Annotated in this window: 6 protein-coding genes; all 6 read right to left on the reverse strand. The window is 65.9% G+C overall.

Annotated features, from left to right (window positions below; genetic code table 11):
- Position 1 precedes the first annotated feature (1 nt).
- Genes gspG through CF161_RS16750 form a run of 6 tightly spaced genes read right to left on the reverse strand, consistent with a single transcriptional unit; the run spans position 2 to position 6,084 of the window.
- A complete protein-coding gene (gene gspG / locus CF161_RS16725; RefSeq protein WP_020297792.1) occupies positions 2-436 on the reverse strand; it encodes a type II secretion system major pseudopilin GspG in 435 nt (144 codons plus the stop codon).
- 15 nt (positions 437-451) lie between these two features.
- Positions 452-1,669 (reverse strand): type II secretion system inner membrane protein GspF, encoded by a 1,218-nt coding sequence (gene gspF, locus CF161_RS16730; protein WP_020297793.1) that lies wholly within the window; start codon positions 1,667-1,669, stop codon positions 452-454.
- Positions 1,670-1,671: 2 nt separating this feature from the next.
- Entirely contained in the window at positions 1,672-3,144 is a 1,473-nt protein-coding gene (gene gspE / locus CF161_RS16735) for a type II secretion system ATPase GspE (protein WP_020297794.1), read from the reverse strand.
- Positions 3,141-5,051: a type II secretion system secretin GspD gene (gene gspD, locus CF161_RS16740; RefSeq protein WP_020297795.1), complete on the reverse strand. Its 1,911-nt coding sequence runs from the start codon at positions 5,049-5,051 to the stop codon at positions 3,141-3,143. Before gspD ends, gspE begins: the two co-directional genes overlap by 4 nt.
- Positions 5,048-5,569, reverse strand: a complete 522-nt coding sequence (locus CF161_RS16745; protein ID WP_020297796.1) for a type II secretion system protein N — start codon at positions 5,567-5,569, stop codon at positions 5,048-5,050. Before CF161_RS16745 ends, gspD begins: the two co-directional genes overlap by 4 nt.
- Positions 5,566-6,084, reverse strand: a complete 519-nt coding sequence (locus CF161_RS16750; RefSeq protein ID WP_020297797.1) for a cytochrome b/b6 domain-containing protein — start codon at positions 6,082-6,084, stop codon at positions 5,566-5,568. Before CF161_RS16750 ends, CF161_RS16745 begins: the two co-directional genes overlap by 4 nt.
- Positions 6,085-6,290 lie beyond the last annotated feature (206 nt).

A 6,290-nucleotide genomic window follows, 5' to 3' on the forward strand; every position in this document is an offset into this window, starting at 1 on the left:
GTTAAAGGTCCCAGTTACCGATTTCGGCATTCAGGCCTTCGCCACCTGGGCGGCCGTCGGCACCAAAGGAGAACAGGTCATAGGCATTCGCCCGGCTGCCCGGGGCCAGGTACTGGTACGGGTTGCCCCAGGGGTCGACCGGCAGGCGCTTGAGGTAGCCGTCGGCATTCCAGTTGCGCGCCGGTGGGCTGCCCGAGGGTTTGCTGACCAGGGCTTCGAGGCCTTGCTGGGTGCTGGGGTAGTTGTGGTTGTCGAGCTTGTAGATGTCCAGGGCCATGGCGATGGCCTTGATGTCGCTCTGCGCCGCAGTGGCCTTGGCCTGGTCCGGGCGGCTCATGATCTGTGGCACCACCAGGGCGGCGAGGACCCCGAGGATCACCACCACCACCATGATTTCGATCAGGGTAAAACCCCGTTGCCTGTGTCGCTTGTGCATGCGCGTTCCTGTGTATCAGGTGATGAGTTGGTTGAGGCTGAGGATCGGCATCAGGATCGCCAGGACGATCAGCAGCACGCTGGCGCCCATGAACACCAGCATCACCGGCTCGAACAGGCCCACCAGCATGGCGATGCGATTGGCCAGTTGCGCTTCCTGCTGGTGCGCGGCGCGGTCGAGCATGGCGTCCAGCTCGCCGGAGCGTTCGCCGCTGGCGATCATGTACAGCATCATCGGCGGGAAATGGCCGCTGTGTTCCAGGGCCCGAGTCAGGCCGCTACCTTCGCGCACGGCTTGGGCGACGTCTTTCAGACAGGTACGAATCTGCTGGTTGGCCACCACCTCGGCGGCGATTTCCAGGGCGTCCACCAGGGGCACGCCGCTGCGTCCGAGAATCGCCAGGGTGCTGACAAAGCGCGTGCAGTTGCTGGCGCGGATCACCCGGCCGATCAACGGCAGGCGCAGTTGCAACTGGTGCCAGCGCAGGCGCGCGGCCGGTTTTTGCAGGGCCAGGCGCGCCATGCCGAGGCCGCCTGCCAGTAGCAACAGCATGAACAGGCCGTAGTCGCGCAGCAGGCCACTGGCGGCGATCAGGCCCCGGGTCAGCACCGGCAGTTGCTGCCCGCTGTCGATAAACACCTTGACCACGTCCGGCACCACGAACCCCAGGAGGAAGCCGACGATGCTGAAGGCCGCCACCATCAGGATGCTCGGGTACAGCATGGCCAGCTGGATCTGCTGCTGCGCGGCCTGGCGCGCCTCGGTGTAATCGGCCAGTTGCAACAGCACCTGGCCCAGGTGCCCGGCGCGCTCGCCGGCGGCCACCGTGGCCCGGTACAGCGCCGGAAAGGCCCGGGGGAATTCGCCCATGGCGCGGGCCAGGCTGTGGCCTTCGAGGACCCGCGCGCGAATCGCCAGGACCATGCTCTGCTGTGCGCTTTTTTCGCACTGGGCGGCCACGGCGGCCAGCACTTCTTCCAGTGGCAGGGAGGCTTGCACCAGGGTTGCGAACTGGCGCGTCAGCAAGGCCAGTTGCGCCGGGCTCAGGCTGCGTCGGGAGGCTGCCGTCGAGCCCGAACCGCGCTCCTGGTTGCCGCGCGCCGGCTTGATCTGCAGCGGGATCAGGTTGCGTTCGCGCAGCAACTGGCGGGCGTGGCGCAGGCTGTCGGCTTCCTGCACGCCGCGGGTCTTGCGCCCGGCATTGCACATGGCGAGGTATTCGAAGGCGGCCATGGTCAGTCCTCCTGGGTCACGCGCAGCAGTTCTTCAAGACTGGTGCTGCCTTGCAGCACCTTGTCGCGGCCATCGGCGAACAGGCTTGGGCCGTGGGCGCGAGCGTGGCGGCTGAGTTCGGCTTCGCCGGCGCCCTGGTGCACCAACTGGCGCAATTCATCGTCGAACAGCACCAGTTCGTAGATGCCTTGGCGCCCGCGATAGCCGCTGTGCTGGCAGGCCGCGCAGCCGGGGGCGTGATACAGCAGGGGTGGGGCCAGGGGGTCGAGTTCGAGCCGGGCGCAGGCGCTGGCATCGGCCGGCGCGGCGACTTTGCATTCGACGCACAGCACCCGCACCAGGCGCTGGGCCAGCACCCCGAGCAGGGAGGTACAGAGCAGGAACGGCTCGACGCCCATGTCCACCAGGCGCGTTACCGCGCCCACCGCGCTGTTGGTGTGCAGGGTCGACAGCACCAGGTGCCCGGTGAGGGAGGCCTGCACGGCGATTTCCGCGGTCTCGCGGTCGCGGATTTCGCCGACCATGACCACGTCCGGGTCCTGGCGCAAAATCGCCCGCAGGCCACGGGCAAAGGTCATGTCGACCTTGGTGTTGACCTGGGTCTGGCCGATGCCCGGCAGGTGGTACTCCACCGGGTCTTCGATGGTCAGGATATTGCGCGACAGGGTGTTGAGGCTGGCGAGGCCGGCGTACAGGGTGGTGGTCTTGCCCGAACCGGTGGGCCCGGTCACCAGCAGGATGCCGTGGGGCCGCGACAGTGCGCCTTCCAGGCGTCGACGGCTGGCGTCGGCCATGCCCAGGCGGCTCAGGTCGAGGCGCCCGGCCTGTTTGTCCAGCAGGCGCATCACCACCCGTTCGCCATGGGCCGAGGGCAGGGTCGAGACCCGCACATCGACTTCATGGCCACCGATCCGCAGGGCGATCCGGCCGTCCTGGGGGATGCGTTTTTCGGCGATGTCCAGGCGCGCCATGACCTTGATCCGCGACACCAGTAGCCCTGCCAGTTCGCGCCGAGGGCGCAGGACTTCCCGCAGCAGGCCATCGACCCGCAGGCGCACCGACAGGTGTTGCTCGAAGGTTTCCAGGTGGATGTCCGAGGCCTTGGCCTTGACCGCCTCGCCGAGGATGGCGTTGATCAGGCGGATGATCGGCGCATCGTCTTCCTGCTCCAGCAGGTCGGTGGTTTGCGGCAGGTGTTCGGCCAGGCTGGCGAGGTCATCCTGGTCGGCAATCTGGTCGCCCAGGCCCTCGGCCATTTGCATCGCATCGTCCTGGCCGTCGCGGTAGTGCTCGGCCAGGCGCAGGGCGAAGGCTTCGGCGTCGAGCACCTGGCTGTGGAGCGGTGCGCCATGGCGGCGGCGCACTTCGGCCAGCACCGACAGCGGCGTGTCGTTGCGGCACAGCAGTTGGCTGGTCTCCAGCAGCACGCCGTGGCGTCGGGCAAAACTGAAGGGCAGGCGTGGAGCCTGGGTCATCGTTTCGGCTCGCTGCGCATGTCGATCACGGTGCCTTGCGGGGCGGCCTCGAACATCTGCCGTGGGTCATTGGGCAGGCGCAGGCTGTTGGTGCTGCCGTCCAGGGCTCGCAGTTGGCGCAGGTTTTCGTACTTGCGCTCGCCGAGCTGGGTGTTGTCGTTGCTGGTGCGCAGCAGGGTCGGGCGCAGGAACACCATCAGGTTGGTCTTCTCGGTGACCTCGCGGCTGCTGCTGAACAGCCGGCCAATCAGCGGGATGCTGCCCAGTACCGGAACCTTGCTGACCTGGGTCTTGACGTTGTCCTTGATCAGGCCGCCGAGCACGATGATCTGCCCGTCGTCGGCGAGGATGGTGCTTTTCACCGAGCGCTTGTTAGTGATCACGTCGCTGGTGCTGATGCCGGCCGGGGCGGCGGCCAGTTCCGAGCTTTCCTGCTCGACTTGCAGGCGCAGGGTGTTGCCCTCGTTGATATGGGGCGTGACCTTGAGGGTGATGCCCACGTCCTTGCGTTCCACGGTGGTGAAGGGGTTGCTCGCGCCAGCGCTGTCGGTGGTGTAGGAGCCGGTCTGGAAGGGCACGTTCTGCCCCACCAGGATCTCCGCGGCTTCGTTGTCCAGGGTCAGCAGGCTGGGGGTCGACAGCAGGTTGTTGTTGGAGTCGCTGGACAGCGCGGTGACCAGGGCACCGAAGTTGCGGCTGCCCAGGCCGATGATCGCGCCATCGGGCAGGGTCGGGCGCTTGTCGCCGTCGAGCTTGCTCAGCAGGCTGCCGATGGCCAGGCCGCTGGCGGGGAAGTTGGTGCCGCCGCTGACGTTGCCGGACCGCGCGGCCCATTGCACACCCAGGGCTTCATTGATATCGCCGCTGACTTCGACGATGGCCGCCTCTACCAGGACCTGGGCCCGTGGGCGGTCGAGTTCGGCAATCACTTTGTCGAGCATGTTCAGTTGGGCCGGGGTTGCCATCAGTACCAGGGCGTTCTGGCTCTGGTCGGCGCTGACCAGAATCGAGTTGCCCTGGCTGCCGCTTTCTTTGCCGCCACGACCGCCGTCTTCGATGCGTTTGCCGATGCCATTGAGCAGCTCCGCCAGTTGCTTGGCATCGCTGTGGCGCAGGCGCACCACGCGCGTGCCATCGTCGGAGTTGCCGGCGATGTCCAGGGTCTTGGCCAGGCGTTCCATTTGCTGGCGTGCCGGTGCCGGGCCGATCAGGATCAGGCGGTTGCTGCGGGCGTCGCCGATGGCCTTGGCATTGCTCGGGCCGCTGCCACTCTGGCTCACGCTCTCGCTCAGGACCTTGGCCACGTCGACCGCCCAGGCGTGTTTCAGGCTGAGGGTGGTCACCGCCTTGTGCCCGGCGGCATCCAGTTCACGGACGACTTGGCGGATGCGCTCGACGTTGTTGGCGCTGTCGGTGATCACCAGCGCATTGGAGCTGGCCGAGGGGGCGAGGTAGGCGTCTGGCGCCACCAGCGGCCGGACCACGGTTGCCACTTCACTGGCATTGGCGTTGTACAGCGGCAGCACCTGGGTGATGAACATATCGCCAACGGCGATCTTGCTGCCGACGGCCTTGGTCTTGGCGTCGGTGACCGGCACGATCAGCACCCGGTCGCCCTGGTCGAGCGCGGCAAACCCCTGGCTGCGCAGCACGGTCAGGAACAGCGAGTAGATGCCCTCGCGGTCCATGGCCGAGGCCGACTGCACCGTGACCTTGCCGCTCATGCGCGGGTCCAGGACCATGGTCTTGCCGGTGATTTCACCGACTTCGCTGACCAGGTCCTGTAACTCGGCGTCCTTCATGTTCAAGGTCCACTGGCGTTTGGCTTCAGCGGCGGACAGGACGGGGAGGGGTGACAGCAGCGTGCCGAGCATCAGCACGGCACCGGTAATTTGAGACAGTTTCATGGTTGTATCTCTGCAAGGGGGGGAGGCGCGTCGGCCACGGGTGTGGGGGTCAGCAGGCGCGCGGTATGGCTGGGGAAAGCAAGGACTTGTGCTCGGCCGCCACGCATGATCGTGACGTGGTCCGGGCTGATTGAACTGAGGTTGGCGCCGCCGGGCAGGCGGTCGCCGACGCTATAGAACGCGGTGATTTCGGGGGTACGGATCAGCGCTCGCGAATCTTCGCTGCGCGGGGCGGCCAGGCTCGCCAGCAAGGTCAGTGGCACAGCATTGGCGCTCACCTGCATCTCGGGCGGCATGGCGCCGAACAGGCTGGCAATCACCTGCGGGTCCAACGCCGCCAGGGGCGGCGTTGTGGGGGCCGGGGTGGTGTCCGGAGCGGTGGGCTTGGGCAGCTGCTGGATGAAGTCCCAACTGTCCAGAGCCAGCGTGGCACTCAGCGCGCAAACGCTGAGTGGCAGCACGCAGCGGCGCAGTGGCAGTTTTGCCAGCCGTGCTTTCACCGCATTGAGGCTGATCAAGGGAGCATCCGCTGCAGCACTTTGTGCCCGCGCAGTTGATGCAGCACCACCGCGCCGATATGGCCCAGCACCAACAGGGCCAGGACTATGCAGCAGGCGCGATGCACGCTATTGAAAAACGCCTGTAGCAGCGGCTCTTCGAACGGCTGAGGAATGCTCAGTACGCCGAAAAAGTCGATGGGGCGGTCCATCATCAACACGCCGGTCAGCAGCACCAGGGCGGTGCAGCAGTACAGCGCAAGGTGGCCGAGCTTGGCCAGCAGCTGGCTGCCGGTGCCGATATCGGCGTGTTCTTCGGGTGCCGGTTGAGCCAGGGCTAAATACACCCGCACGAAAAAAAAGGGGATCAGCAACGTGGTCAGTGAGACGTTGATGAAGGTAATGGCGTTGGCTATCGAGAGTGGCAGTTGAAACAGTGCATTGGCAAAGCCGCTCACGGTGGCCCAGATAATGATCAGGGCAAAGCACCAGTGCAGGTGCCTGCGCGGCCTGGAGTAATTGAGAGTGATGGGCATAAGGATGTTCCTTGACGAAAGAGCGTGACGCCAGGCGTCACGCTCGCAGTGCGGTCTCAGGTATTACTTTTTGATCCAGGCCTGATCCCAAGCCCAACCCTTACCTGGCTCGTAAGCGTTGTTGGCCGGGCTGTAGTTCTTGCACCAGCCGGAGAACGGGTGCGGTTTGCACTCGTAGACGTTGCCGTCTGTGGCCAGTACCTTGG

It is taken from the genome of Pseudomonas sp. CF161 (assembly GCF_000416215.1).
Classification (GTDB): Bacteria; Pseudomonadota; Gammaproteobacteria; order Pseudomonadales; family Pseudomonadaceae; genus Aquipseudomonas.

Excerpts from the sequence above, each read along its gene's own strand:
- gspG (WP_020297792.1), bottom strand. The coding sequence starts at position 436 with ATGCACAAGCGACACAGGCAACGGGGTTTTACCCTGATCGAAATCATG.
- gspD (WP_020297795.1), bottom strand. The coding sequence starts at position 5,051 with ATGAAACTGTCTCAAATTACCGGTGCCGTGCTGATGCTCGGCACGCTG.
- gspE (WP_020297794.1), bottom strand. The coding sequence starts at position 3,144 with ATGACCCAGGCTCCACGCCTGCCCTTCAGTTTTGCCCGACGCCACGGC.
- CF161_RS16750 (WP_020297797.1), bottom strand. The coding sequence starts at position 6,084 with ATGCCCATCACTCTCAATTACTCCAGGCCGCGCAGGCACCTGCACTGG.
- gspF (WP_020297793.1), bottom strand. The coding sequence starts at position 1,669 with ATGGCCGCCTTCGAATACCTCGCCATGTGCAATGCCGGGCGCAAGACC.